Annotated in this window: 26 protein-coding genes and 1 pseudogene; 9 read left to right on the top strand and 18 right to left on the bottom strand. The window is 74.8% G+C overall.

Annotated features, from left to right (window positions below):
* Nucleotides 1-7: 7 nt before the first annotated feature.
* The 3 genes from ACGF7U_RS23730 to ACGF7U_RS23720 all read right to left on the bottom strand — a co-directional run bounded on the left by ACGF7U_RS23730 (nt 8) and on the right by ACGF7U_RS23720 (nt 2895).
* Entirely contained in the window at nt 8-490 is a 483-nt protein-coding gene (locus tag ACGF7U_RS23730) for a MarR family winged helix-turn-helix transcriptional regulator (RefSeq protein WP_393110039.1), read from the bottom strand.
* A gap of 180 nt (nt 491-670) precedes the next feature.
* Nucleotides 671-1258: a general stress protein gene (locus tag ACGF7U_RS23725; protein ID WP_393110037.1), complete on the bottom strand. Its 588-nt coding sequence runs from the start codon at nt 1256-1258 to the stop codon at nt 671-673.
* A 254-nt stretch (nt 1259-1512) separates the two neighbouring features.
* The gene (locus ACGF7U_RS23720) at nt 1513-2895 is read right to left on the bottom strand and encodes a glycoside hydrolase family 6 protein (RefSeq protein ID WP_393110035.1); all 1383 of its coding nucleotides are present in this window, start codon (nt 2893-2895) and stop codon (nt 1513-1515) included.
* Nucleotides 2896-3057: 162 nt separating this feature from the next.
* Here ACGF7U_RS23720 and ACGF7U_RS23715 point away from each other — a divergent pair, with 162 nt between their 5' ends.
* Entirely contained in the window at nt 3058-3573 is a 516-nt protein-coding gene (locus ACGF7U_RS23715; protein WP_393110033.1) for a metallophosphoesterase family protein, read from the top strand.
* Here the strand turns inward: ACGF7U_RS23715 and ACGF7U_RS23710 are convergent.
* Nucleotides 3567-3782, bottom strand: a complete 216-nt coding sequence (locus tag ACGF7U_RS23710) for a DUF3072 domain-containing protein (RefSeq protein ID WP_393110031.1) — start codon at nt 3780-3782, stop codon at nt 3567-3569. The two genes, ACGF7U_RS23715 and ACGF7U_RS23710, sit on opposite strands and share 7 nt — an antisense overlap.
* Nucleotides 3783-3957: 175 nt before the next feature.
* On the opposite strand from ACGF7U_RS23710, the gene ACGF7U_RS23705 reads away from it, so the two are divergent.
* Complete coding sequence (locus ACGF7U_RS23705; RefSeq protein ID WP_393110281.1) at nt 3958-4893, top strand: NAD(P)/FAD-dependent oxidoreductase; 936 nt, start codon at nt 3958-3960, stop codon at nt 4891-4893.
* A gap of 27 nt (nt 4894-4920) precedes the next feature.
* Here the strand turns inward: ACGF7U_RS23705 and ACGF7U_RS23700 are convergent, their stop codons facing one another.
* The 3 genes from ACGF7U_RS23700 to ACGF7U_RS23690 form a co-directional block, all read right to left on the bottom strand.
* On the bottom strand, nt 4921-6210 hold the full coding sequence (locus ACGF7U_RS23700; protein WP_393110029.1) for a cation:proton antiporter: 1290 nt from the start codon (nt 6208-6210) through the stop codon (nt 4921-4923).
* 129 nt (nt 6211-6339) lie between these two features.
* A complete protein-coding gene (locus ACGF7U_RS23695) occupies nt 6340-7017 on the bottom strand; it encodes an HAD family hydrolase (protein WP_393110027.1) in 678 nt (225 codons plus the stop codon).
* 41 nt (nt 7018-7058) lie between these two features.
* Nucleotides 7059-9185, bottom strand: a complete 2127-nt coding sequence (locus ACGF7U_RS23690; RefSeq protein WP_393110025.1) for a SpoIIE family protein phosphatase — start codon at nt 9183-9185, stop codon at nt 7059-7061.
* Nucleotides 9186-9374: 189 nt separating this feature from the next.
* Here ACGF7U_RS23690 and ACGF7U_RS23685 point away from each other — a divergent pair, with 189 nt between their 5' ends.
* The gene (locus ACGF7U_RS23685; RefSeq protein WP_393110023.1) at nt 9375-10241 is read left to right on the top strand and encodes a hypothetical protein; all 867 of its coding nucleotides are present in this window, start codon (nt 9375-9377) and stop codon (nt 10239-10241) included.
* Between the two features lie 90 nt (nt 10242-10331).
* Here ACGF7U_RS23685 and ACGF7U_RS23680 read toward each other — a convergent pair whose 3' ends face one another.
* Nucleotides 10332-10709, bottom strand: coding sequence for a DUF6401 family natural product biosynthesis protein (locus tag ACGF7U_RS23680; RefSeq protein ID WP_393110021.1), 378 nt, complete (start codon nt 10707-10709; stop codon nt 10332-10334).
* A gap of 163 nt (nt 10710-10872) precedes the next feature.
* Between ACGF7U_RS23680 and ACGF7U_RS23675 the strand changes: the two genes are divergently transcribed.
* On the top strand, nt 10873-11322 hold the full coding sequence (locus ACGF7U_RS23675) for a hypothetical protein (RefSeq protein ID WP_393110019.1): 450 nt from the start codon (nt 10873-10875) through the stop codon (nt 11320-11322).
* Between the two features lie 257 nt (nt 11323-11579).
* On the opposite strand, the gene ACGF7U_RS23670 is transcribed toward ACGF7U_RS23675, so the two are convergent.
* Complete coding sequence (locus ACGF7U_RS23670; RefSeq protein ID WP_393110017.1) at nt 11580-13352, bottom strand: ABC transporter ATP-binding protein; 1773 nt, start codon at nt 13350-13352, stop codon at nt 11580-11582.
* A 73-nt stretch (nt 13353-13425) separates the two neighbouring features.
* On the opposite strand from ACGF7U_RS23670, the gene ACGF7U_RS23665 reads away from it, so the two are divergent.
* Nucleotides 13426-13998, top strand: coding sequence for a TetR/AcrR family transcriptional regulator (locus ACGF7U_RS23665; RefSeq protein WP_393110015.1), 573 nt, complete (start codon nt 13426-13428; stop codon nt 13996-13998).
* A gap of 99 nt (nt 13999-14097) precedes the next feature.
* Here the strand turns inward: ACGF7U_RS23665 and ACGF7U_RS23660 are convergent, their stop codons facing one another.
* A complete protein-coding gene (locus tag ACGF7U_RS23660) occupies nt 14098-14310 on the bottom strand; it encodes a hypothetical protein (protein ID WP_393110013.1) in 213 nt (70 codons plus the stop codon).
* Between the two features lie 154 nt (nt 14311-14464).
* Between ACGF7U_RS23660 and ACGF7U_RS23655 the strand changes: the two genes are divergently transcribed.
* The gene (locus tag ACGF7U_RS23655; protein ID WP_393110011.1) at nt 14465-15664 is read left to right on the top strand and encodes an MFS transporter; all 1200 of its coding nucleotides are present in this window, start codon (nt 14465-14467) and stop codon (nt 15662-15664) included.
* A 46-nt stretch (nt 15665-15710) separates the two neighbouring features.
* Here ACGF7U_RS23655 and ACGF7U_RS23650 read toward each other — a convergent pair whose 3' ends face one another.
* The 4 genes from ACGF7U_RS23650 to ACGF7U_RS23635 all read right to left on the bottom strand — a co-directional run bounded on the left by ACGF7U_RS23650 (nt 15711) and on the right by ACGF7U_RS23635 (nt 18068).
* Nucleotides 15711-15971 (bottom strand): hypothetical protein, encoded by a 261-nt coding sequence (locus ACGF7U_RS23650; RefSeq protein WP_393110009.1) that lies wholly within the window; start codon nt 15969-15971, stop codon nt 15711-15713.
* A gap of 89 nt (nt 15972-16060) precedes the next feature.
* On the bottom strand, nt 16061-16522 hold the full coding sequence (locus ACGF7U_RS23645; protein WP_393110007.1) for an SRPBCC family protein: 462 nt from the start codon (nt 16520-16522) through the stop codon (nt 16061-16063).
* Between the two features lie 52 nt (nt 16523-16574).
* On the bottom strand, nt 16575-16991 hold the full coding sequence (locus ACGF7U_RS23640; protein WP_393110005.1) for a DUF2795 domain-containing protein: 417 nt from the start codon (nt 16989-16991) through the stop codon (nt 16575-16577).
* A gap of 96 nt (nt 16992-17087) precedes the next feature.
* Nucleotides 17088-18068, bottom strand: a complete 981-nt coding sequence (locus tag ACGF7U_RS23635) for a YihY/virulence factor BrkB family protein (protein WP_393110003.1) — start codon at nt 18066-18068, stop codon at nt 17088-17090.
* Between the two features lie 163 nt (nt 18069-18231).
* On the opposite strand from ACGF7U_RS23635, the gene ACGF7U_RS23630 reads away from it, so the two are divergent.
* Nucleotides 18232-18633, top strand: a complete 402-nt coding sequence (locus ACGF7U_RS23630; RefSeq protein ID WP_091095813.1) for a ChaB family protein — start codon at nt 18232-18234, stop codon at nt 18631-18633.
* A 58-nt stretch (nt 18634-18691) separates the two neighbouring features.
* On the opposite strand, the gene ACGF7U_RS23625 is transcribed toward ACGF7U_RS23630, so the two are convergent.
* Nucleotides 18692-20125, bottom strand: a complete 1434-nt coding sequence (locus ACGF7U_RS23625) for an aldehyde dehydrogenase family protein (RefSeq protein ID WP_393110001.1) — start codon at nt 20123-20125, stop codon at nt 18692-18694.
* A gap of 72 nt (nt 20126-20197) precedes the next feature.
* Between ACGF7U_RS23625 and ACGF7U_RS23620 the strand changes: the two genes are divergently transcribed.
* Complete coding sequence (locus tag ACGF7U_RS23620) at nt 20198-21802, top strand: phytoene desaturase family protein (protein ID WP_393109999.1); 1605 nt, start codon at nt 20198-20200, stop codon at nt 21800-21802.
* 43 nt (nt 21803-21845) lie between these two features.
* On the opposite strand, the gene ACGF7U_RS23615 is transcribed toward ACGF7U_RS23620, so the two are convergent.
* The 3 genes from ACGF7U_RS23615 to ACGF7U_RS23605 form a co-directional block, all read right to left on the bottom strand.
* Entirely contained in the window at nt 21846-22613 is a 768-nt protein-coding gene (locus tag ACGF7U_RS23615) for a polyprenol monophosphomannose synthase (protein ID WP_091095806.1), read from the bottom strand.
* A gap of 164 nt (nt 22614-22777) precedes the next feature.
* The gene (locus ACGF7U_RS23610) at nt 22778-23779 is read right to left on the bottom strand and encodes an SDR family oxidoreductase (protein ID WP_393109997.1); all 1002 of its coding nucleotides are present in this window, start codon (nt 23777-23779) and stop codon (nt 22778-22780) included.
* Complete coding sequence (locus ACGF7U_RS23605; RefSeq protein ID WP_393109995.1) at nt 23776-24204, bottom strand: SRPBCC family protein; 429 nt, start codon at nt 24202-24204, stop codon at nt 23776-23778. The genes ACGF7U_RS23610 and ACGF7U_RS23605 overlap by 4 nt, the downstream gene beginning before the upstream one ends.
* 153 nt (nt 24205-24357) lie before the next feature.
* On the opposite strand from ACGF7U_RS23605, the pseudogene ACGF7U_RS23600 reads away from it, so the two are divergent.
* Nucleotides 24358-24571: pseudogene (locus ACGF7U_RS23600) on the top strand (hypothetical protein); the annotation flags it as partial.

Raw genomic sequence — 24571 nt, 5'->3', positions numbered from 1 at the left:
AAACTCCTCAGTCTTCGTGGTGGAGGGTCGACGCGTCGCGGTCCGCGCGCAGGCGCCGGCCGAGCCGCTCGAAGATCCGGGTGAGGCAGGCGACCTCGGCGTCGTCGAGGTCGTCCATCAGGTGGGCGCGTACCGACCTCAGGTGGTGCGGGGCGGCCTCGCGCAGCGCCAGCAGCCCGGCGGCGGTGAGCACCGCCTCGCTGCCGCGGCGGTCGTCGGGACAGGACTCCCGGGCGACGAGACCGCGCCGCTGCATGGTGGAGATCTGGTACGTCAGGCGGCTCGGCGAGAAGACCAGGCGGCTCGCCAGCTCGCCCATCCGCAGCCGCTGGCCCGGCGCCTCGGAGAGCAGGACGAGCACGTGGTAGTCGGCGAAGCTCAGCCCGCTGTCGGCGCGCAGGTCCTCCTCCAGCCGCGTGAACAGCCGCTGGCTCGCCTCGATGTAGGCGCGCCAGGCGGCGAGTCGGTGGGGGGCCAGGCTCTCGGTCACGCCATGACAGTAGCACTCTTTCAAAATTTAACTAGTGGCCTGTGAGCGCGATTACCGCCTCCGAGCCGTGGATCGTGCGACTTTGAAGAATCCGAGCCGGGGGATGCCCCCGTCCCGGCCGGGGGCGCGCCGGGATCGGGGCGCCGCCCACCCGGGGGCGGGCGGCAGGTCCCGGCTCGGTCACCGTTCCCGGGGCGCCGCGGTCAGGTGCATCCGGCCGACCAGCTGACGGGCCTGCTCGGCGAACTGCTCGTCGACGATGACCGCGTACTGGCCGGCGCGCAGCGAGCTGGCCGAGGTGAAGTCGCGCTGGCCGCCCGTCATCGCGTGCGCGACCGCGCCGAACACCGCGCCCCAGATCGCGCCGACCACCAGGGCCACCAGGATCACGGCGATCCAGTTGTTGCCCGCCGTGAAGATGCCGAACAGCAGCCCGATGAAGAGCCCGAACCAGGCGCCCGTGCCGGCGCCCACCAGCGCCGCCCGGCCGGTGGTCATCCGGCCGAGCACCGTCTCGACCAGGGTGAGGTTCGTGCCGACGATGGCGGTGTGCTCCACCGGGAAGCGGTTGTCCGCCAGGTGGTCCACCACGCGCTGGGCGGACGGATAGTCCGGGTACGACCCGATCGTCACGGTGGGCGGGCCCAGCGCCGGGCCGTGCCCGTCGCCGGCATGGGCCGCCGGCCGACCGGCGGGACCGGACGGGAGGGTGTCGCCGCCAGGCATGCCGGGCCGCCAGCCCGAGGTCCCACTCGACGGTGTGCTCATCAGCTCCTCCTTCGTCAACCGCCCGGGTTCCCGCCGCCGCCCCCGGGTAACGCCGGCGGAGGGCCCGGACCCGGCCCGTCCTGCCGGGCGCCCCGTGCGGCGCTCGGCGGACCGGCGTCGGCGGCCCCCGCCCGGCGTCGCAGTCGGCCGAGATCGCCCCGATGCGACCGGGACGGGCGGGACCGTCCCGGTCGCATCGGGTGCGGGCGGGATCCGCCGGGCCACCGCCGGGGACCGGCGGCGGGCGGGAGCCGTCAGGAGCAGGCGGTGCCGTTGAGGGTGTGGCCCGTCGGGGTGGGCAGGGTGCCGCCGGCCCAGGTGCCCTGGAAGCCGAGGGTGGTCGTGCCGCCCGTGGGCAGGTCCGCGTTCCACGCGGCGTTGCGGACGGTGATCAGGTCGCCCGACTGGCTCCAGTCGCCGTTCCAGCCGTTGGTCAGGCGGACCCCGGCGCCGGGGGCGAAGGTGAGGGTCCAGCCGGTGAGTGGGGCGCCCCGGTTGGTCACCCGCAGTTCGGCGGTGAAGCCCCCCGGCCACGAGTTCGCGGTGTAGGACACGGCGCAGCCACCGGCCGGCGGGGGAGTGCTCGGCGGGGTCGTGGTGGGCGGTGCGGTGGTGGGCGGTGCGGTGGTCGGCGGGGTCGTGGTCGGCGGTGCGGTGGTCGGCGCCGGGCCGGCGGCCACCGCCAGGTCGTACGCCCGCTGTGGCACGAACTGGCCGGCGGGCGCGAGGCAGCCGTCGGCCTCGCCGGGCAGCTTCACCCACAGGTACGCGTCGATCGCCGGGTCGCCGGTGGCGGTGGTGCTCGGGGTGCCGATCGCCCGGCCGGACGGATCGCACCACTCGGAGCCGAGCGGCCCGTTGCCGTTGCGGCTGGTGTCCACGACCGCCCTGAGCCGGGACACCCCGGTCGCCGCGATCACCTGCTTGGCGTAGGCGACCTCGTCGGCGGTGCGCCGGTAGTTGGAGACGTTCAGCGAGATGCCGTCCGCGCTGTTGGCGATGTCCGCGCCGAGCAGCCGGGCGGCGGCCTCGGCGGGGGAGAGCCACGCCGAGTGCCCGGTGTCGAAGTAGACCTTCGCCGAGGCCGAACCCGCCTTGAGCTTCTTGCCGGCGTACGCCATGGAGGCCTTCGTCTCGGCCTGCTGGGCCGCGTTCTGACAGCTCGTCATCAGCGGCAGCACGTCCGGCTCCAGGACGATGGTCGCCGGCCGCCCGGCCAGGCCGGCCGCGACCTGGTCGATCCACTGCCGGTAGGTGGCGTGGTCGGGGGCGCCGCCGCCGCTAGCGCCGCTGCAGTCCCGGTTGGGGATGTTGTAGACCACCAGGATGGGGATCTTGCCGGCGGCGGCCGCCGCCCCGACCAGGGCGTCCACCTCCAAGCGTACGGTCGAGGTGTTGGTCCGGGTGAACCAGCGGCCCTGCGGGACGCTCGCGATCCGGTCCCGGATCACGGCGGCGCGGGAGTCGCCGGGGTTGGCGGCGACCCAGGCCGCGGCGGCCGTGGCCGGGTCGACGTAGAACGCCGAGTCGGCGGCGGCCGCGGCGGGCGCCCGGACGACGCCGACGGTGACGGTGGTGGTGATGGTGAGCGAGGCCGCGGCGGCGGCCACCGCGGCGAGTGCCGGTCTGCTTCTCACGGGGTCTCCCATTCCATCGAGGAGCGCCACTGGAAGCGCTCCCATGCATGGCCGTCAAACTACGTCCTCATCGCGGCGCTGTGAAGGGTTCGGGCACGCGAAACCGGGCGAGGTGGGACGCGGCTTCCGGCGGGCGGGGCCGCCCTCGCGGAGAATGGGGGGATGCGCCTGGTGATCACCGCCGACACCCACGTGCCGCTGCGCGCCAAGGACCTGCCCGCGCCGCTCTGGGCGGCCGTCGACGCGGCCGACGTGGTGCTGCACGCGGGCGACTGGGTGGACGAGGCCCTGCTCGACGCCCTGGCCGCCCGGGCCCGCCGGCTCGTCGGCGTGTACGGCAACAACGACGGGCCGGCGCTGCGCGCCCGGCTGCCGGAGATCGCCCGGGTGGAACTCGACGGGCTACGGGTCGCCGTCGTGCACGAGACCGGGCCGAAGACCCGGCGCGAGGAGCGCTGCGCGGCCCGCTTCCCCGACACCGACCTGCTGGTCTTCGGCCACTCGCACATCCCCTGGGACACCGTCGCCCCCGGCGGGCTGCGCCTGCTCAACCCGGGCTCGCCGACCGACCGGCGGGCCCAGCCGCACGCCACCTTCCTCACGGCGCGGGTGGCGGCGGGGCGGCTCGACGAGGTCGAGCTGCACCGCCTCCCACCGCGCCGCGCGCCGGGTCACTGACCGCGGCCGGTCTCCTCCTGGAGCTCGTCGATCCGCTTGGAGGCCTCGGCCTTCGTCAGCCCCTCCGGCAACTCCTCGCCGGCCTCCCGGGCCAGCGTCGCCAGGTACGACTCCTGCGCGGCGGTCGGCGGCTCGTCCCCGGTGACCCACTCGTCGGGATCCTTGATCGCGCCCTGCGGGTTGGCCTGACTGCTGTCGCGGTCCGTCATCATCTCCACCTTCCGTCGAACAGACGTGCCAATACCCCGCCCGTGCCCGGTCCATGCGGGTCCCGGCGGATCGTGCCGCCCAGGACGCCCGCCGTGCCGACATGCCGGATCGATCTCGCCCGTCTGTTCGGCGCCGTGCGCATACGATCACCCGGTGACTGCGGGCCGGGCGGGTGTGGTGGTGGTCGGCGCCGGTATCGCCGGGGTCGCGTGCGCGACGGAACTCGTTCGCGCCGGCGTGCCGGTGCAGATCCGGGAGCGCGCCCGGGTGCCCGGCGGCCGGATGGCCAGCAGGCGCTTCGACGGCAGGCCCGCCGACACCGGCGCCGCGTACCTCACCGTCAGCGATCCCGACTTTGCCCAGGTGGTCGAGGGGTGGCGGGCGGCCGGGCTGGCCCGGGAGTGGACCGACACGTTCGTCGCGTACGGCGTCGACGGCCGGCGCGAGGTGCCCGGTCCGATGCGCTGGGCGGCGCCCCGGGGGCTGCGGTCGCTGGTCGAGCACCTGGCCCGGGACCTGCCGGTGACCGTCGACCGGCTCGTGCTCGGCGTCGACCCGGGGCCGGTGGTCGACGGGCGGCCCTGCGAGGCGGTGGCCCTGGCCATGCCGGGGCCCCAGGCGGCCCTGCTGCTCGCCCCGGCCCTGGCCGCCGCCACCCGCGTCGTGCAGGCCCAGCGGTGGTCGCCGGCGCTGACCGGGGTGCTGCGCTTCCCGACCCGCCGGTGGGCGGCCTTCCGGGGCGCGTTCGTCAACGACCACCCGCTGCTGAGCCTGGTCTGCGACGACGGCGACCGGCGCGGCGACGACGCGCCGGTGCTGGTCGCGCATACCACGCCGGAGTTCGCCGCCGGCCACCTCGCCCAGCCCACCGGCGCCGGGCCGGCGATCGAGGAGGCCGTCCGGGACCTGCTGGGGCTGCCCGAGCCGGCGGAGCACGTGCACGTGCACCGGTGGACGTACGCCAAGCCGACGGCCGGCCCCGGCGGGACGTACCACCTGGACGCCGACGGCGTCGGGCTGGCCGGGGACGCCTTCGGCAGGCCCCGGGTGCAGAGCGCCTGGCTCTCCGGCCGGGACCTCGGCCGCGCCCTCGTCGCCCGCCTGACCTGACCGGTCGCCCGGCCCGGAGTCGGCCGGTCAGCCCGGCGCGGCGACCGGTTCGCCGGCGCGGCCCGGCTCGGACGGATCGGCGGTGCGCTCGCCGCGGCGGTCCAGCAGTTGCATCACCGGGGTCGCCGCGACGCCGTGCACCACCACCGAGACGATCACCACGAGGCCGACGGTCGCCCAGACGAGGTCCGCCTGCGGGAAGTCGGTCTTCGCCGTCGCGTACGCGAGGTAGAAGAAGGAGCCGACGCCGCGGATGCCGAAGAAGGCGATCACCCAGTGCTCGGCGGGTCGGCCCGGCGCGCCGAGCAGGGACAGCCGGCCGACCAGCGGCCGGACCACGAAGACCAGCGCCAGCCCGACCGCGGCGGCCGGCCAGGTCAGCGGGCCCAACAGGCCGCCCACCACGGCACCGCCGAAGAGCAGCAGCAGCAGCACGGTCAGCAGCCGCTCGATCTGCTCGGCGAAGGCGTGCAGCACCGAGTGGAACTCGTGGGTGCGCTCGGCGGACCGGATCGCCCGGGCGGCCACGAAGACCGCCAGGAAGCCGTACCCGCCGGCCACCTCCACCAGCCCGTACGCCAGGAAGGTCGCGGCGAGCGCGAGGAAGCCTTCGGCGTGCCGGGCCAGCCGCAGCTCGCTCGGGGCCCGGAAGAAGAGCTTGCCGAGCAGCCAGCCGACCAGCCAGCCGCCCGCCAGCCCGGCGGCGACCTTCCACAGCACGTCCACGCCCAGCCACCGGCCCAGCCAGTCGCCGGGGGCCAGGCCGGTGGTGGCGATGGCGATGGCCGCGTACACGAAGGGGAAGGCCAGCCCGTCGTTCAGCCCGGCCTCCGAGGTGAGCGCGAAGCGGACCTCGTCCTCGGAGTCCTCGACGTCGGTGGGCTCACCGACCTGCACGTCGGCCGCGAGCACCGGGTCGGTGGGGGCGAGGGCCGCGCCCAGCAGCAGCGCGGCGGCCGGCACGAGGCCGGCCCACCACCAGCCGAGCAGCGCCACCGCGGCGATGCACAGCGGCATGGCGATCGCCAGCAGCCGCCACGTCGACGACCAACGGGCCCAGCTCAACGGCCGGTCGATCTTCAGCCCTGCGCCCATCAGCGCGACGATCACGCCGATCTCGGTGAGGTGGGTGGCGATCTCCGGGTACGCGAGCGGGTCGGGGTTCGGCAGGCCGACGGGGAGGACGAAGACCAGCATGCCGAGCCCGAGGAAGGCGATCGGCATGGACAGCGGGCGGCGTTCGAGCACCCGGGGCAGGATCCCCGCCAGCAGCGCTCCCAGGCCGACCACCGCGAACGCCACGTCTACCGGCTCCACACCCACCACCTCTCCGCCTCGCCCACGGCGTGTGGGCAGGTGGAGAGACTCCTTGCCCCCGGAGGTCTTTTCGTATTCCTGTCCGGTTCGACTTCCTGATCACGTCCGCGCCGCCGAGCCGGCCGGCCGTCACCTCGCGGCGACGATCGGCGAGTCCGCGAGGGCGGCGAGCAGCGCGGCCGGGTCGTCGTAGACGGCCACCGCCCCGGCCCCGGCCAGCTCGCCCCGGCTCGTGCCGCCGCAGGTCAGCCCGACGCACGGGATGTCCAGCCTGCCGGCGGCCGCGACGTCCCAGACCGAGTCGCCGACGAAGACCACCCGCTCGGCGGCCAGGCCGGACTGCTCCAGCGCGGCCACCAGGATGTCCGGCGCCGGCTTGCTCTCCTCGGCGTCCGCCGAGCAGGTGACGGTGTCGATCACGTCGTCGGCGGCCAGCGCCCGGCGCAGCGCGGCGACCTCGTGCTCGGCGGCGGAGGTGGCCAGCACCACCCGCAGCCCCCGCTCCGCGCAGGCCCGCAGCAGGTCCGCCGCGCGGGGCAGCGGGACCAGCCGCTCCCAGTACTCCGCGAAGAGCGCGTCGTGGGCGTCCCGCAGCTTGCCGTCCGCGTCGCGGTCCCGCTCCGGGCCGAGCAGGTGGTCGAGCAGCTTGTCCGAGCCCATCCCGATGGCGCGGTGGATCTCCGCCATCGGCACGCGCCGGTCGCTCTGACGCAGCGCCTCCCACCAGCTCACGGTGTGCAGATAGGTGGTGTCGACCAGGGTGCCGTCCACGTCGAAGAGGACACCGGCGGGCTGTTCGGTGGGCATGGTCCCTACCTACCCCGTACCGGGCCGGCTGACGCCACCGCTCACCGGGCCGGGATGAGGATCTCGAACCAGACCGTCGAGCCACGGACGGTCGGGTCCGTCCCCCAGGCGTCGCTCAACTCCTCGATCAGCCCGAGCCCCCGGCCCCGGCTGCTCAGCGTGTCGGTCTGTGCCCGGGTGACGGTGCCGCGGGTGCCCGAGTCGGCGACCGACACCAGCAGCCGCTCGGGGCTGAGGTCGATCTCCACCCGGGCGGCGGTGCCGGCGTGCAGCAGCGCGTTGGTGGTCAGCTCGCTGGTGCAGAGCACCGCCGCGCCGATGATCGACTCGGGCACCTGCCACTCCGTGAGCTGCCCGGTCATCCAGTGCCGCACCCGGCTCGGCGCGGTCGGTTCCGCCGGCACCTCCATGCTCGCCGACCGGCTCGGCCGCAGCGCGTGCTCCACCGCCAGCACCGCGACGTCGTCCTCGGTGGCGCCGGGCACCGCCGCGGTGGCCACCGCGCACAGGGCGCGCGGATCGCCGCTGCCCGCCCCGGCCACCGCCTCGGCCAGGGCGTCCAGGCCGGCCGTGAGCCCCTGCCGGCGCCGCTCCACCACGCCGTCGCTGAACAGCAGCAGCGTGTCGCCGGGGGCGAAGCGGACCGTCGCGGTGGGCGGCCGGCAGCCCAGGCCCAGCGGGGCGCCGGCGGGCACGTCGACGTACTCGGCGACCGGCTCGCCGTCGGGCGCGCACCGGCGGATCAGCGGGGCGGGGTGGCCGGCACTGGCCAGGGTGAGCTGCTGCCGCTGGACGTCGACCACCCCGAAGACCACGGTCACGAAGAGCTCGTGCGTGTCCCCCTCGGCGCCCAGGCTGGTGACCAGCCGGTCGAGCCCCGCCAGCACGGCGTCCGGGCGCGGGTCGGTCAGCGCCAGCGCGCGCAGCGCGGCACGGACCTGCCCCATCCGGGCCGCGGCCTGCACGTCGTGGCCGGCGACGTCGCCGAGCACGATGCCCAGGTCGCCCGTGGGCAGCAGGAAGGCGTCGTAGAAGTCCCCGCCGGCGGCGTTGCCGTCGACGCCCGGGTCGTAGCGGGCGGCGATCCGCATCGGCGGCAGGTCCGGCAGGTGTTCCGGCAGCATGCTGCGTTGCAGCAGCTGGGCGGTGCCGTGCTGGGTCTCGAACCGGCGGGCCCGCTCGGCCGCCTGGCCGACCAGTTCCGCCGACGCGGCCAGCAGGGCCCGCTGGGCGGCCGACCAGACGCGCGGAACCTGGTAGCCGACGGCCAGGCCGCCCCGGACCACCGACGCGCGCAGCGGCACCGCCGCCAGCGACCGGACCTTCTGGTCGTGCCGGTCCACCGCGATGTCCCGCAGCGGCTGGCCGTCGTCCACGAAGAGCGGCACGCCGGCGCGGGCGGCCGACACGACCGGTCCCTCCCAGTCCGGCGGGACGCGCCGCCACAACGGCGGGAGCCGCTCGTCGGCCTCGTCCATCAGCTCCCCGCGTACGCGCCGGACCATCCGCCAGCCGCCCCCGCCCTCGTCGACGGCGAACGACACCAGGTCGGCGTCGAACGACGTGATCGCGTAGCGCAGCGCGACCCGGGCCACGTCGTCCAGGGTGAGGGTGCCGGCGAGCGCGGCGGCGAAGTCGCTGAGGCTCTGCAACTGCTGGGTGACCTGGGCGGTCTCCGCGGCGACGGTCAGCACGCCGACGATCCGCCCGGCGCTGTCGCGCACGGGGGAGTGGCCCCGGGTGAAGACCGCCTGCTCGACCAGGCCGGGCCGGCGGTGCAGCGGAAGGGTGGACTCCTTCTCCAGGAACGGCTCGCCCGAGCGGTAGGTGTGCTCGACGGCGTCGCCGACCCCGGGCATCGGCCAGATCTCCGACAACACCTCGGCGGCCGGCCGGCCCACCGCCCCCGGGTGCCGGTCGCCGATCAGCTCCGCGTACCCGTCGTTGTAGAGCAGCAGGTGGTCGTCGCCCAGGGTGAGGGCCATCGGCACGGGCGAGGCGAGGATCACCTCGGCCGCCGCGCGGACCGCCGGATCCCACGAGTGCCACGGACCGAGCGGGGTGCCGGCCCAGTGGTGGCCGAGGACGGCGGCCGCCGCTCCCGAGGCGGAGGGTGCTCCCGACACCGGGGCTGGTGGGTTGGGGACCCGTCCGACCGTTCCTGGCATGACCGCAGCCTAACCGGACCACCCGGCACCCGTTCCCGATCATGCCCCGCGCGTCGTCGCCGCCGAACGTTGGGGCAGGTCAGGGCCGGTCTGCGCTGACATGTCGGGAAAAAGTCGGGGACCGGTACGGCGTGCCGCGTCGGTGACCGGGTAAGCGCGCGGCGCAGTCCATGCGACAGGAGGGACATCATGCCGGAAACCCTCGCGGTCAGGCAGGCCGACATCGGCGACGCCGTGGCCGACATGTGGAGGTCGGTGCTGCTGTTCATACCGCGGGCCATCGCGTTCATCGCGATCCTCGTGGTCGGATGGCTCATCGCCAGAGCCGTGCTGAAGATCGTCGACGCGGCACTGGAACGGGTCAACTTCGACAAGGCGGTGGAACGGGGCGGCATCAAACGGGCGCTGGAACGCACGAAGTACGACGCGAGTGACATCCTGGCGAAACTGGCGTACTACGCCGTGCTGCTGTTCACCCTGCAGTTCGCCTTCGGGGTCTGGGGACCCAACGCGATCAGTGACCTGATCAGCGGCGTGGTCGCCTGGCTGCCACGCGCGTTCGTGGCGATCGTCATCGTCGTCGTGGCCGCCGCGATCGCCAACGCCGTCCGGGATCTGGTCACCGGGGCGCTGGGCGGCCTCGCGTACGGCAAGATCCTGGCCGACCTGGTGGCGGTCTTCATCCTCGCGCTGGGTGTGATCGCGGCGCTGAACCAGGTGGGCATCGCCACCACGGTGACGACTCCGGTGCTGATCGCCGTGCTCGCCACGGTGGCCGGCATCCTGATCGTCGGCGTCGGCGGTGGTCTGGTGAAGCCGATGCAGAGCCGCTGGGACGGCTGGCTGAACCGGATGGCCGAGGAGTCGCGGGCGGTGCAGGAGCACCGCCGGGCCCGGGAGGCCGGCCAGACCGACGTCGGCCGGCAGATGGCCGACCGGACGGCGGCCGAGCGCACCGAGATCATGCCGCGCGGGCAGGAGTCCGCGACGGCCGGCGGGCGCGGCGCCTACCAGTCGGGCAACGTCAGCGACGAGACCCAACAGTTCCGCCGCTGACCGCGCCGGTGACGGCGAGGCGGGAGGAGGGGTGTCCGCGAACCGGCGGGCGCCCCTCCGGCGTGCCGGCGGACCCCGCCCGCCGCGCGGTCAGACCCGGGGGAGCGGGCCCGGCGCCGGGGTGCCCAGCGAACGGGCCAGCGCGCAGACCGCGAGCAGCCGGGTGAGCAGCCAGTCCGGCTCGGACCAGTCCACCGGCGCGGCCGGCGGCTGCCAGCCGTGCTCCAGTGCGGCGGCGCGAACGCCCTCCGCGTAACCCGCCAGCGCGGCCGCGCTCAGCGGCCGCCGGTCGCCGTCCAGGCTCTCCCGCACCGCCGCCGCGTGCTGGTCGACCAGGGCGAGCAGCCCCGGCCGCGCGGCGGCGGCGGCCAGCCCCTCGGCGCCGACCGAGGTGGACAGGAGGGCCAGAGTGGCTCGCGCCGAGGTGGCGGCGGAACGGGCCTCGACCCGGTTGAACGGCACACGCATGGGGAACGAGGCTATCCGGCCGATCCCCGCGTCGACCTCGGCCACTCGGCGGGTTTTTGCCCCTCCACCGATCGGTCAGCCCGGTCCGTGGGGACTGGCCCGGCGCGGGTGGGGCAGGAGGAGAACCGCCCGGACGGGCGCAGCCGACACCGTGGAGGAACGGATGGGACAGGACGTGGACGGACCGGACGAACGGCACCGCCGGCCCGCCGGGGTCAGCGACGAGACGGTGGCCGCGCTCGGCAAGCTCAGCGAGGCGCTGGAGTGCGTCGAGCGGGTGCGGGGCCACCTCTACTCGCTGCACCAACTGGTCGGGCACGCCGACCTCATGCTCGACGACGCGGTGGAGATGTTCCGCGCCGCCGGGCACGGGCACATCGCCGAGCGCATCGACACCGAGCTGCTGGGGCGCAACGTGATCGCCGGCCGCTGGACGTTCCAGATCGTCGAGGACTTCGACGACGGGTACTACGCCCTCTTCCGCGACCTCGACCGGGCGGCCCGCGAGGAGCTGGTCGCCGGTCGCCGGCACCTCTACGAGGCGGAGATGAAGGAGCGGCGGCGGACCCGGGGCCGCCCCGGCCACGAGGCGCGCCCCGGTGAAACGCGCTGACGCGGCCCCGGGTCGCCCGGCACGCAGGCACGTCCGGAGCGGTCGCGGTCGCCGAGCCGGGGTGCGGGGGAACGGGTCGTCCGGCGCTGTCGAGCTGAGTCGTCTGTGACATCGGGCGGTGTCCGGGCCCGCGGTGGCGCCCGGCTAACCAGGGGTGAGTCGTCTGTGACGTCGGGCGGTGTCCGGGCCCGCGGTGGCCCCCGGCCGACCGGGGGTGAATCGTCTGCGACATCAGCTCGACAGCCCCGGCCGACGGGTCATCCGCCGGCCGCCACCGCGTGCCCCTCGGCCGCGATGCGCAGCGCCTCGACCAACCGGCGGTAGAGGTCGTCGCCGGCCAGCAGCTCGGAGTGGGTGCCCTGGGCCCGGATCCGGCCCTGCTCCATCACCACGATCCGGTCGGCGTCGAGCACGGTGGAGAGCCGGTGGGCGATGGTCACCACGGCTCCCGCCGCCGCGCGCTGCCGGACGCACTCCTGCAACGCCGCCTCGGTCAGCCCGTCGACCTGCGCGGTCGCCTCGTCGAGCAGCAGCACGTCGGGGGTGCGCAGCATGGCCCGCGCCAACGCGATGCGCTGACGCTGCCCGCCGGACACCTCCGTCGACGACAGCGACGTGTCCAGTCCGTCCGGCAGCGAGTCGACCTTGTCGTCGAGCCGGACGGCGCGGAGCACCGCCCGGATCTCCTCATCCGTGGCGTCCGGGTGGGTGAAGCGCAGGTTGTCGCGGATGGTGCCGGGCACCACCGGGGTCTCCTGCTCGACGTACGCGAGCCGGGCCCGCACCTCGTCGTGCCCGTGGGCCGCGTACGGGCGGCCGTCGAGGAGCAGTTGCCCCCGCTCGGGCTCCAGGAAGCGCAGGATCAGCGAGAACAGCGTGGTCTTGCCGGCCCCCGACGGCCCCACGATCGCGGTGTGCCCGCGCCGGGGGATGGCCAGGTCGATGTCGTGCACCGCGGCGGGCGCGTCCGGGCCGTAGCGGGCGGTGACCCCACGGAACACCAGCACCGGCTGCTCCGCGTCGCGCACCCCCGGGCGCTCTGCCGGGGCGGACACCGGGCCCGCCGGCTCGGTCGGAAGGGTCTCGACCTCGCGGATCCGCCCCGCCGCGGCGATCCCGGCCTGTAGTGCCGTCGTGTTCTGGGTCAGCTCGGTGATCGGCCCCATGAGCTGGAACGTGTACAGCAGGAACGCGATGAGGCTGGAGATCTCCAGCAGGTCGCGCTGGGCCCGCCAGGCGCCGATGCCCAGGATCGCGATCACCGCGAGCTGGATCCCCGTCCAGGCGATGGTCCAGACCGACGCGGTCACCCGCGCCGCTCGTACGCTGTGCGTCGCCGCCTGCCGGGCGTCGGCGACGATCCGCTCGGTCAACCGGGCCTCGGCCCGGCTGGCCTTGACCGTCCGGATCGCGCGCAGCGCCCCCTCCAGCGCGCCGCCGAGCGTGCCCATCGACTCCTGTGCCGCGGCCTGTGCCGTGGCGATGCGGGGCATGAGCGCGCCCATGACCGCCGCGACCACCAGCACGGCCACGATGGTGCAGCCCAGCAGGAACAGGTCGAGCACGCCCATCAGCACGAGCGTGCCGAGCAGGGCGATGCCGGCGTTCACCAGGCCGACGATGCTGCCGGACGCCTCGCGCAGCAGTTGCGTGTCGGAGGTGGCCCGGGTGACCAGCTCGCCGGTGGGCCGGCGTTGCAGGTCGCCGACGCGGGCCCGGAAGTAGTGCCGGACGATCGCGGCCCGGGCGTCGAGCACGATGTGCTCGGCCAGCGCCCCGAGCAGCCGCCACTGCCACAGCGTGATGGCCGCGCCGACGACGACGAGCGCCAGCAGCACGCAGATCGGGCGGGTCATCGACCCGCCGGTGCCCAGCGTGTCCAGGACCCACTTGGTGACCATCGGCGTCGCGAGCCCGGCCGCGTTCGCGGCGAGCCCCAACCCGAGCCCGAGGATCATCGTCCGCCGGTGCGGGGCGAGGAACGACGCGAGCGTACGTAACCGGGGCAGCGTCGGAGCGGAGGAAGTCATGCCCTGAATGGAACAGCCGTGTTCCAAACCAGTCAAGCGCTATTCCGAAACGAGGTATTGCTATCCTCGCCGCGTGACCGACGCGCAGGTGTCCGGCAGCCGAGCCCGGACCCGCCAGGCCATCGTCGACGCGGCGATCGAGGTGCTGGGGCGCAACCCCGCCGCCTCCCTCGGCGACATCGCCGCCGCCGCCGACGTGGGGCGTACGACGCTGCACCGCTACTTCGCCGAGCGCGCCGACCTGCTTGCCGCCGTCGGCACCGAGGCCGGCGCCCGGTTGGCCCGGGCGACCGCCCAGGCGCGGCTGGCCGAGGGCACCGGGGCGTCGGCCGTGCGCCGGCTCTGCCAGGAGTACTTCGACCTCGGCAGCCTGCTCTCGCTGATCTTCACCGAGCCGGACCTCGGCGCCGGCCCGACCACCGAGGGGCCGGCCGGCTGCGATCCGGAGTTCGCCGCGATGGTCGAGCGCGGCCACCGCGACGGCACCATCGATCCGGAGCTGCCGGCGGACTGGGTGCAGAGCCTGGTCTGGTCGCAGCTGTACGCCGGTTGGGCCTACGTCGCCGAGACCGGCGCCTCCCGGCACGAGGTGCTGCGCCTGATCCTGCGTACGGTCGACGGCGCGATCGCGGTCAAGTCGGGCTGATCCCGCGCGGTGCGGGCCGCGACGTCCGCGCGCGCCGGAGGCGGTGCGGGCGGAGGGCCCGTGGGGGCGGTGCGACGTGGCTGCCGTCGCGCCGTGGGGCTACTCGCTCGAGCGCGCGTCGGCCGGGCGGCGCCGGGCCGCGTCGTCGGCGATGATCACGGTCGCCACCATCAGGGCCACGCAGAGGCTGAACAACCAGGAGTCGTCCGAGACCAGCTTGGCGGAGACGGGAGCCTGGAGCGCGGCGAGGAGAAAGCCGAGCCAAGCCAGGCGACGCTGACGCGTGGAGAGGAATCCGGAGCCCTGTTGCATCCCGAAAGTCTTGCGCGCGACCCGGGGGTTGCCGTCAGCCGAACGGCCGATTCTGGATGAGCTGTCCGTTTCCCCGGCCGTCCGGACCGCACTTCCTGTCCTCGTGGGGGAGGGGTGGTCGCGGCGCGGACGGCGGCAGGCAGGATGGTCGTCCGTGTCCACCACCCCGCCCCGCGCCTCGTTGCTCCTGCTGGCCTACCTCGCCTTCGTCAGTCTCGGCCTGCCCGACGGGCTCATCGGTGTGGGGTGGCCCTCGATCCGGGCCGACTTCGGCGTGCCCACGGAGGCCGTCGGCCTGGTGCTCACCGCCGGAACCGCCGGCTACCTCGCCTCCAGCGTCCTGGCCGGGTTCACGCTGGCCCGGCTCGGCGTCGGCTGGCTGCTCGCCGTCAGCACCCTGCTGGCCAGTCTCGCGCTCACCGGCTACGCGCTGACTCCCGGGCTCGCCCTGATGGTGGGGTGCGCCCTGGTGCTCGGTCTGGGCTCCGGCGCGATCGACTCCGGGCTGAACGCGTACGCGGCGGGTGCCTTCGGCCCCCGGCACATGAACTGGATGCACGCGTTCTTCGGGCTCGGGGTGGCGCTCGGGCCGCTGATCATGACCGGCGCGCTCAGCGCCGGGCTCTCCTGGCGTTGGGGGTACGGCCTGGTGGCGACGGCCCAGCTCGCCCTGGCCGCCGCGTTCGCGCTGACCGTCCGGGCGTGGCGGGACCGCGCCCCGGCCCGCGAGCCGGCCGCCGGCGCGGCGCCCGCGGACCCGCCGGCCGCCACGTCGGTACGCGACACACTGCGCCTGCCGGCGGTCTGGATCGGCGCGCTGGCCTTCGCCGTCTACGTGGCGATCGAGGTGGCCGCGGGACTCTGGGCGTTCCTGCTGCTGACCGAGGGTCGCGGCCTCGGCGCGGCGGTGGCCGGAGTCTGCGTCTCCGGCTTCTGGGGCAGCCTGTTCGTCGGACGGGTGGTGCAGGGGGTGGTGGCCGAGCGGCTGGGCGCGGGACTGGTGCTGCGGGGCAGCCTGGTCGGGATGGCGGTCGGCGCGGTCCTGATCGCGGTGCCGGCCCCGGCCTGGCTCGCGGTGGTCGGACTGTTCGTCGTCGGGTTCGCCGCCGCCCCGGTCTTCCCGCTGCTCACCCTCACCACCGTCGACCGGGTCGGCGCGGCGCACGCGGACCGGACCATCGGGCTCCAGATCGCCGCGGCCGGGCTGGGCGGAGCGCTGGTCCCGGCGGGGATCGGGGTGCTGCTCGGCAACACCTCGGTCGAGCTCCTCGGGCCGGCGCTGGTGGTGCTCGCGCTGGGGCTGATCGCGCTGCACGCGGCCAGCACCCGCCGCCCGGTCCCGGCGGCGCGCTGAGCGGACCGACGCGCACGGCCCGGCCGTACGCGTCGGTCCACCCGGCTCACATCGTGTCGGGGCCGGTCCGGCCGGTCGTGGAGGGCCGGTAGGCGCGATCGGCGTCGGTGGGCTCGCGGCCGGCCCCGGCGGCCTGCCCGCCGCGGTCCACCGCCTCCGGCCCGTGCCCGAACGCGGCCTCCTCACCGGCGTCGTTGCCCGTCACATCGTCGGCCTGGCCGTCCAGCGTCGACCGCGCGACGGCCCGGTCCAGTTCCTGCAGGGGAGTCCGTTCCTCGTCCCGCCACACCTTGTTCTCGTCCGTCATACCATCGCGGTACCCGGGCCCACCGCCGACAAACGGCGATGGCCGCCGGGCGAGCCGGCGGCCATCGGAGTCGTACCCGGGGGGCGGGATCAGGGCTGCGGCCGGTCGACCTTGCCGCGCCAGGCGCCGGTCTCCTGACCGCGCCGCTCGATGAACTGCTTGAACCGCTCCAGGTCGCCCTTGGCGCGCCGGTCGACGATGCCCAGCTTGTCGCCGGCCTGCTCGACCACGCCGTGCGGCTCGAACTCGAGCTGCAGGGTCACCCGGGTGGTCTCCGGATCCAGCCGGTGGAAGGTCACCACGCCGGCCTGCTTGGTGCCGCCGGTCGAGCGCCAGGCGACCCGTTCGTCCGGGAGCTGCTCGGTGATCTCGGCGTCGAACTCACGCTTCACCCCGGCGATCTCGACGGTCCAGTGGGTCATCGTGTCCGTCAGCTGCCGGACCTCCTGCACCCCCTCCATGAACTGGGGGAACTCCTCGAACTGGGTCCACTGGTCGTACGCGGTGCGCACCGGCACGGAGACGTCCACATGTTCGGTAACGCCACTCATCAGGCATCCTCCTTCGTCCGCGGGTGTCGGTCCGGATCCTGCGGGGAACCGGTCACCAGCGGGTCGTCTCGTTCTTGTGGCCGAGCGCCGCCCACACCTCGGAGACCGTCTGGTAACGAATGCCGTCGGGCAGCCGCTCCAGCTCGGAGACGATGTCCGCCGGCGCGTCGTTGTCCCGCGCGTTGGCGATCAACGCCTCCCGGTCGCCGGGCAGGGCGGCCATCGTGATGAACCGTCCGAGCCGGCTGCGCCGCTCGACGTCCTCGGAGCTCATCCCCTTGGGCGCGCCCGTGCGCAGTTCGCCGGCCGGAGCCGTCGTGGCCTCCGGCTGGTCCTCACCCGCCGGCTCCGGCACACGGGACTCGTCGACCCGCGAGCCGCCGGTCCCGGGCCCCTGCACGAGGCCGCTGACCTCCCGGCTCATCTGCTCGTCGACCCTCGGTCCGTGCTTGTTGCTGCCACGTTCCATGCCTTCTGCGCTACCCGGTGGCACCGGCGGTAAACCGGCATCCGGTGACGCCAGCGGTGTGCCGGCACCCCTCGGCGGCGGTGGACCGGGACGCGGTCACGCGCCGGCCGGCGTCTTCGGGGGCAGGACCGGCTCGTCCGGGTCCGGCTCGCCGGCCTGGAGCACCCGGCCCCGCTGCAACTCGGCGTTGATCTGCACGCCGAGCATGAGCGCCGAATTGGACAGGTAGAGCCAGACCAGGAACGCGATCACCGCGCCGAGGCTGCCGTACGTGGCGTCGTACGAGCCGAAGTTGGCCACGTAGAGGCCGAAGCCGAAGGAGGCGAGGACCCAGGACAGCAGGGCGACCGCCCCACCGGGGGTGAGCCAGCGGAACCGGGGTTGCTGGACGTTCGGCGCGATCCAGAACAGCAGGCTCAGCAGCACCATCATGATCATTGCCAGCACCGGCCACTTGGCGACGCTCCACACGGTGCGCGCGAGGCCGCCGGCGTGGAGCAGGTCGCCCACCGCGTCGGTGACCGGGCCGCTGACGATCAGGCCGGTGGCGACGATGGCGAGCAGCACCAGCGAGACCGCCGCGAGGCCGATCTGCATCGGTCGCAGCTTCCAGACCGGTCGCCCCTCCTGGACCCCGTAGACGGCGTTGGAGGCCCGGGTGAACGCCCCGATGAAGCCGGAGGCCGACCAGAGCGCGCCGAGCAGACCGAAGCTCAGCAGCACGCTCGCCGAGTCGTTCTGGTCGACCACGCCCCGGACCACGGAGACGAAGCCCTCGTTGGCCACCACCGAGCCGGCGCCCATGTCCCGGGCCAGGTCGAGCACGGTGTCCACGGTCTGCTCGCCGTTGGAGACCAGCCCGACCAGGGCGACCACCACGATGGTCGACGGGAAGAGCGCGAGCACCCCGTGGTAGGTGAGCGCGGCGGCCCAGTCCGCGCAGTTGTCCTTGACGAAGTTCCGCGCGCTGCGCACCAGCACCCCGCGCCAGGTCCGCCAGCTCAACTGCCGCACCCTGCGGGGCATCCGCGGCCGCTGCTCGCCGGTGAGCGCCGTGCCGGGCTCCGTCGTCGTCATGGCCCGCTCCCTGTGCCCCGGCCGCCGGATCACCGGTGTGCCTCCTGCTCCGCCTGGCCCCGCCGGTACCCCCGGCCCGAAATCGACAAACCCGGCGGACCGGTTTGCCGACCGGTCGCGGGGGAACGGTCAACCAGAACCCATCGACGCGGAGGAGGACGAGATGCCCGGGCGCGAGGTACTGCCCAGCACGCTGCGGCGCTCCCCGAAGAAGGCGCAGCGCACCTGGGAGAAGACGCACGACTCGGCCGTGGAGACGTACGGCGAGGGGGAGCGGGCGCACCGCACCGCCTTCGCCGCGGTGAAGCACGAGTTCGAGAAGGTGGGCGACCACTGGGAGCCCAAGGGCCGCAAGGGCCCGAGCGACCGCCAGGCGGCCGGCGGCGGACCGGAGCGCCGGGCGCCCACCGCCGGCGGGGTGGACGCCAACGCCACCAAGGACCACCTGATGAAGGTGGCCCGCAAGCTGGACGTGCCCGGCCGGTCGAGCATGACCAAGCCCGAACTGGTCAAGGCCATCGAGAAGGCGAACAACCGGCAGACCGCCAAGGCCCGCGGTCGCTGACGCGTTCCGGCGTACGACGAAGGGGCTGTCCGACCACGGACAGCCCCTTCGTCCGCGGTCACCAGTGGCCGCCGCCGGGGGCCTCGATGTGCACCGCCTTGGTGGCGGTGAACTCGTCGAGTAACTCGGGGCCGTACCCGAAGCCGTGGCCGCTGGCGCGGCGCGGGTGCGCGGCGCCGCCCGGGGCCCCGCCGAACACCGCGTTGATCTTCACGGTGCCCACCGGCAGCTCCCGCCAGGCGCGCTGGGCGTGGCTCATCGAGCCGGTCAACACCGTCGCGGCCAGCCCGTACGGTGAGTCGGCGGCGCAGCGCAGCGCCTCGGAGAACGAGTCGACCACGACGATCGCGGCGACCGGCCCGAACGTCTCCTCGCGGACCAGCGTCATGTCGTGTCGGCAGTCCGTGACCACGGTGGCGGGGTAGAACGCCCCGGGGCCGTCGGGCAGCGTCCCGCCGGTGCGGACGCGCGCCCCCTCCGCCACCGCCGCGGTCACCTGCCCGTGCACGTGGTCGCGGTGCCGCCGGTCCACGAGTGGCCCCAGCTCGGTCGCCGGGTCGCCGCCCGGGCCGACGCGCAGCCGCTCCGCCCGCTCCACCAGGGCCTGCGTGAAGTCCTCGGCGACGTCGCGGTGCACGTAGATCCGCTCCACCGCGACACAGATCTGTCCCGCGTTGGCGAACGCGCCGACCGCCGCCTGCCCGGCCGCCCACACCGGGTCGACGTCGCCGTCCACGACCAGCGGGTCGCTGCCGCCGTTCTCCAGCAGCACCTTGGCGCCGGTGCGGGCCGCCGCGGCCGCGATGGCCCGGCCGGTGGCGGTGGAGCCGACGTGCGCGACCACGTCCACCTCCTGCGCGGCCAGCGCCGCGCCGACCTCCGGGCCGCCGGTCAGCAGCGAGAGCACCCCGGGCGGCAGCGCGCTGTCCAGCGCCCTCGCCAGCAACCAGCCGGTCGCCGGGGCGCGTTCGCTCGGCTTGTGGAGCACCACGTTCCCGGTGACCAGGGCGGCGCCGAGCAGGCCGCAGGAGACCGCCACCGGGTCGTTCCACGGGGTGATCGCGGCGACCACCCCGCGCGGCTGCGGCACCATGAAGTCGAGGGCGTGGGTGCCGCCGTGCAGGGTCCGCCCGCCGCGCACCGGGGCGAGCTCCGCGTACTGTCGCAGGGTGCCGATGCCCGCCTCCACGCCGCCCCGCGCGTCCGCGAGTGGCTTGCCCATCTCGGCCGTCGTCGCCCGGGCCAACTCGTCGGCGACGGCCGCCACCGCGTCCGCCGCCCGGTGCAGGGCCGCCGCCCGGTCGGCGGGGGCGGTCGCCGCCCACTCCGCCGCGGCGCCGCGCGCCGCCTCCACCGCCTTGCCGACCTCGTCCGCCGTCGCCACCGGCACGGAGCTGACCGGGGAGCCGTCGGCCGGATCGTGTACGACCAGTTCGCCCCCTTCGCCGCCCGCGCCCCACACTCCACCTATGAGCTGCGCAACCGTGTACATGCGGCAGTGGATGCCCCGGCCCCGGCAAGGCAAACGCGTTTCGCCCGGTTGCCGGCCGGGTAGGCGGATCGGATGAGTTCGACCGGCGCGGAGAGCGCGGACGCCGTCGTCGTCGGAGCCGGCCACAACGGTCTGGTCGCCGCCAACCTGCTCGCGGACGCCGGCTGGGACGTCCTGGTGTTGGAGGCCACCGCCGCGCCCGGCGGCGCCGTGCGCTCCGCCGAGGTGACCGCCCCCGGTTACCTCAGCGACCTGTACAGCTCCTTCTACCCCCTCGGCTACGCCTCGCCCGTGCTGCGCGGACTGGGGCTCGACCGGTACGGCCTGCGCTGGCGGCACTCCCCGGACGTGCTGGCGCACCTGCTGCCCGACGGTCGGGCGGCGGTGCTCAACCGCGACCCGGAGGCCACCGCGGCCTCGCTGGAGGCGTTCGCGCCGGGCGACGGCAAGCGCTGGCTGCACGCGTACGACGACTGGCGGCAGGTCGCCGAGCCGATGCTGGAGACCATCACCACGCCCTTTCCGCCGGTGCGCGGCGGCCTGACCCTGCTGCGCCGGTTGCGGGTCGCCGGTGCGCTGCGGCTGGCCCGGCGACTGGTGGTGCCGATCCGCAAGCTCGGTGACGAACTCTTCGACGGCGAAGGCGGCCCGGCGCTGCTGGCCGGCTGCGCCCTGCACACCGACCTGTCCCCCGAGGAGGCCGGCTCGGGGGTGTACGGCTGGCTGCTCGCGATGCTCGGCCAGCAGGTCGGCTGGCCGGTGCCCGACGGCGGCGCGCAGAAGATCACCGACGCGCTGGTGGCCCGGCTGACCGACCGGGGCGGCCGGATCCTCTACGGCGCCCGGGTCGACCGGGTGCTGACCGCCCGGGGGCGGGCGATGGGGGTGCGCACCGCAGGCGGGGCCCTGTGGCGGGCCCGCCGGGCGGTGCTCGCCGACGTCCCGGCCCCCGCGCTCTACCTGGACCTGGTCGGCGCGGCGGCGCTGCCGCCCCGGCTGGTGGAGGACCTGGCGCACTTCCGGTGGGACGGCTCGACGCTGAAGGTGGACTGGGCGCTGTCCGCGCCCGTGCCGTGGACCAACCGCGCGGTGGCCACCGCCGGCACCGTGCACCTCGGCGCGGACCTGAACGGGCTGACCAGCTACGCCGCCGCGCTGGCCCGCTCGGAGCTCCCGCGCGACCCGTTCCTGCTGGTGGGGCAGATGTCGGTGGCCGACCCGAGCCACTCGCCGCCGGGCACCGAGTCGCTCTGGTCGTACACCCACCTGCCGTTCCGGCGGAACTGGCGGGCCGAGGAGATCACCGCCCACGTCGAACGGATGGAGCGGGTGCTCGAGGAGGCCGCACCCGGCTTCCGCAGCCTCATCGTGGGACGGCACGTGGCCGGGCCGGCCGACCTGGAGGCCGGCGACCCGAACCTGGTCGGCGGCGCGGTCGGCGGTGGCACCGCCGCCGCGTACCAGCAGCTCTTCCTGCGCCCGATTCCCGGCCTGGGCCGCGCGGACACCCCGGTGGACCGGTTGTTCCTGGCCAGCGCGTCGGCGCATCCCGGCGGCGGCGTGCACGGCGCCCCCGGCGCGAACGCCGCGCGCGCCGCCCTGGCCCGCGACCGCGCGCTCACCGGCCCGGCGTACGCCGCCACGATCGGCGCGGCGCACCGCGCGGTCTACCGCTGACCCCGTCCCGGCCGGGCTCTCCGGACTGTCCGGCCCGGCGCGGTCAGCGCTCGACGTTGCGGTGCTTGGTGCGCAGCTTGAACGGCATCAGCGCGCTCTCGATCTTGGTGGCGGTGGTCATCTTGGACGCGCCGTCGCGCCGCTCCTCGAAGCGGATCGGCACCTCCAGGATGGTGTGCCCCAGCTTCGTGGCCAGGTAGTGCATCTCCACCTGGAAGCTGTAACCGTTGGACTGCACCCGCTCCAGGCCGATGTCGCGCAGCGCGTCCGCCCGCCAGATCTTGAAGCCGGCGGTGAGGTCGCGGATCCGGACCCGCAGCAGCGTGTGCACGTAGAGGTTGGCCCAGCCGCTGAGCGCCCGCCGGTAGAGCGGCCAGTTCTCGTCCAGCTCGCCGCCCGGCACGTACCGGGAGCCGATCACCACGCCGGCCTGGGTGGACAGCAGCGCACCGAGCATGCCGGGGAGCGCCTCCGGCGGGTGCGACAGGTCGGCGTCCATCTGCGCCACGTACTCCGCGCCGCCGTCGAGCGCGCGCCCGATCCCGTCCACGTACGCCCGGCCGAGGCCCTCCTTGCCGGCCCGGTGCACGACCTGGATCCGGTCGGGGTGCTCGATGGCCAGCTTGTCCGCCACCTCGCCGGTGCCGTCGGGGGAGTTGTCGTCGGCGACGAGGATCTTCAGGCCCGGCAGCGGCAGGGCCAGGAGCCGCTCGACCAGGACCGGGAGGTTGCCCGCCTCGTTGTAGGTGGGAACCACGACGGTCAGGCGTGCGTCCCGCCAGGGCGCGGGCAACTGCACGGGTTCGATCATGTCGGACATCCTCGGTCGGCGGACAGGGCTCCATGAGAGCGTAGCCAGTCGCCACATCCGGGTCGAAAAGGCACCCCTTTCCGTCGGGTGACCCAGCCCCTGCGGAGGGCGACGGCGGGCCGGGCGCGAGCGTCGCCCGCCCGGGCCGGCGGGAGCGGTTGCCGTCAGCGGAGGCGGCGGGTCAGGGCGGTGAGGGCCAGGGCCAGACCGGCGAGCGCGAGGCCCGAGACGGCCGGCTTGTGCGTACCGACCCAGAGGGCGGCCGAGCGGGTGCGGGCCCGGTCGGTGAAGACGCCCTCCGCGCCCCGGTCCTGCTCGTCGTCGCCGGGGCGGTCCAGGTTGTCCCGCCAGGCGGCCCGGTCGATCGGGGTCTCGGTCTGCTGACTGTCGTACCCGTCGCGGGCCAGCTTCCGGTCCAGCAGGCCGGGCGCGACGATGTCGCCGAGCCGGGCGCGCCAGGTCGGCCCGCCCACGTTCAGCTCGCGCGGCCCGTGGTCGGCCGCCCAGACGATCGCCCTCGCGGCCACCTCCGGCGCGAAGATCGGCGGCACCGGCTGCGGATGCCGGGGCAGCCGGGTGCGCACCCAGGAGAACTGCGGGGTGTTGATCGCCGGCAGTTGCACCATCGACAGCTTCACCCCCGGGCAGTCGTGCAGCAGCTCCGCCCGCAGGGAGTCGTTGAAGCCCTGGATGGCGTGCTTGCTCGCGCAGTACGCCGACTGCAGCGGGATCCCCCGGTACGCCAGCGCGGAGCCGACCTGCACGATCGCGCCCCGGCCGCGCGCCCGCATGTGGCGCAGCGCCGCGAGGGTGCCGTGTACGGTGCCGAGGTAGTTGACCTCGGTGACCCGCCGGAACTCGGGGGCCGGGATCTCCCACGCCGGGGCGAAGACCGAGACCATCGCGTTGTTCACCCAGACGTCGATCCCGCCGAAGCGGTGCACCACGTCGTCGGCGGCCTGCTGCACCGCGCCGGCGTCGGCCACGTCGACCCGGTAGGTGCGCACCTCGGCGGCGCCCAGCTCCCGGCAGTCCCGAGCGGCCGCGGCCAGGCCGGCCTCGCCCCGGGCGAGCAACGCGAGCCGGGCGCCGCGCTCGGCGTACCGGCGGGCGACGGCGCGGCCCACGCCGGCGCTCGCCCCGGTCACCACCACGGTCTGCGTCATTCGTCCGCCTTCTGTCGCTTGGCGATGTCCGCCAACCGGGTCAGGGTCTCCTTGTTGCGCTGGTGCAGCACCAGGTCGTTGACCTTGTTGCGCACCCAGCGCAGCGGGCCGGCGGCGAAGTCCTCGCCGATGCGCACCCGGGTGGCGCCCGTACCGACCGGTTCGAGGGTGAAGACCACGATCGCCTCGCCGGCCGGCCAGAGCCCGGCGCGGATGACCAGCCGGCGCGGGGGCTCGCAGGCGAGGACCGTCGAGGAGTCCTGGAGGGAGAAGGGCCACGGCCCGGCCTTGTGGTGCAGTTGGCTGCCCACGCGGGGCCAGGCGTCGTCCACGTCGCGGACGTGCACCGTGCCGACGACCCAGTCGCTGTACGTCCACCCGTCGGCCAGCACCGCCCAGACCTGCTCCGGGGGAGCTTCGATCACTTTCTCCACAATCGCCACTGCGCCCCCATACCCCCGGCGCGGCCCGGACTAACGACGCCCGCGGGTTAGCTTCTCCGGGGCGGCGGGTAACGCCACCCCGGGCCGGCGTGTCGACGCCGCCGGCGCACGCGACGCGGCAGCGCGTCGAAGATGATGTTTACTCCCCGGGGCGCCGGGAACCCGCCCGCTGTGCGACAGGACCAGGTGGAGCCGGATCAGCGCAGGTCAGCCCGGGTTGATGCCGGTGCCGACCGGGCCGCGGCCGGGCCCGTCCTGTTCGACGCGGTGTTGCTGGATCGGGATGGCACGTTGGTGGAGGACGTTCCGTACAACGGTGATCCGGAGAAGGTGCGTGTGGTGCCGGGGG

Source organism: Micromonospora sp. NPDC047670 (assembly GCF_043204915.1).
Lineage (GTDB): Bacteria > Actinomycetota > Actinomycetes > Mycobacteriales > Micromonosporaceae > Micromonospora.
The sequence above is the reverse complement of the archived record's forward strand: the minus strand, read 5'-3'. Positions and strand labels throughout refer to the sequence as shown.

Coding starts and splice junctions, on each gene's coding strand:
- ACGF7U_RS23640 (WP_393110005.1), bottom strand. CDS start 16,991: ATGGAACGTGGCAGCAACAAGCACGGACCGAGGGTCGACGAGCAGATG.
- ACGF7U_RS23625 (WP_393110001.1), bottom strand. CDS start 20,125: ATGTACACGGTTGCGCAGCTCATAGGTGGAGTGTGGGGCGCGGGCGGC.
- ACGF7U_RS23690 (WP_393110025.1), bottom strand. CDS start 9,185: ATGCCAGGAACGGTCGGACGGGTCCCCAACCCACCAGCCCCGGTGTCG.
- ACGF7U_RS23645 (WP_393110007.1), bottom strand. CDS start 16,522: ATGAGTGGCGTTACCGAACATGTGGACGTCTCCGTGCCGGTGCGCACC.
- ACGF7U_RS23715 (WP_393110033.1), top strand. CDS start 3,058: ATGCGCCTGGTGATCACCGCCGACACCCACGTGCCGCTGCGCGCCAAG.
- ACGF7U_RS23670 (WP_393110017.1), bottom strand. CDS start 13,352: ATGACTTCCTCCGCTCCGACGCTGCCCCGGTTACGTACGCTCGCGTCG.
- ACGF7U_RS23610 (WP_393109997.1), bottom strand. CDS start 23,779: ATGACGCAGACCGTGGTGGTGACCGGGGCGAGCGCCGGCGTGGGCCGC.
- ACGF7U_RS23680 (WP_393110021.1), bottom strand. CDS start 10,709: ATGCGTGTGCCGTTCAACCGGGTCGAGGCCCGTTCCGCCGCCACCTCG.
- ACGF7U_RS23675 (WP_393110019.1), top strand. CDS start 10,873: ATGGGACAGGACGTGGACGGACCGGACGAACGGCACCGCCGGCCCGCC.
- ACGF7U_RS23710 (WP_393110031.1), bottom strand. CDS start 3,782: ATGACGGACCGCGACAGCAGTCAGGCCAACCCGCAGGGCGCGATCAAG.
- ACGF7U_RS23650 (WP_393110009.1), bottom strand. CDS start 15,971: ATGACGGACGAGAACAAGGTGTGGCGGGACGAGGAACGGACTCCCCTG.
- ACGF7U_RS23630 (WP_091095813.1), top strand. CDS start 18,232: ATGCCCGGGCGCGAGGTACTGCCCAGCACGCTGCGGCGCTCCCCGAAG.
- ACGF7U_RS23685 (WP_393110023.1), top strand. CDS start 9,375: ATGCCGGAAACCCTCGCGGTCAGGCAGGCCGACATCGGCGACGCCGTG.
- ACGF7U_RS23695 (WP_393110027.1), bottom strand. CDS start 7,017: ATGCCCACCGAACAGCCCGCCGGTGTCCTCTTCGACGTGGACGGCACC.
- ACGF7U_RS23660 (WP_393110013.1), bottom strand. CDS start 14,310: ATGCAACAGGGCTCCGGATTCCTCTCCACGCGTCAGCGTCGCCTGGCT.
- ACGF7U_RS23615 (WP_091095806.1), bottom strand. CDS start 22,613: ATGATCGAACCCGTGCAGTTGCCCGCGCCCTGGCGGGACGCACGCCTG.
- ACGF7U_RS23620 (WP_393109999.1), top strand. CDS start 20,198: ATGAGTTCGACCGGCGCGGAGAGCGCGGACGCCGTCGTCGTCGGAGCC.
- ACGF7U_RS23725 (WP_393110037.1), bottom strand. CDS start 1,258: ATGAGCACACCGTCGAGTGGGACCTCGGGCTGGCGGCCCGGCATGCCT.
- ACGF7U_RS23635 (WP_393110003.1), bottom strand. CDS start 18,068: ATGACGACGACGGAGCCCGGCACGGCGCTCACCGGCGAGCAGCGGCCG.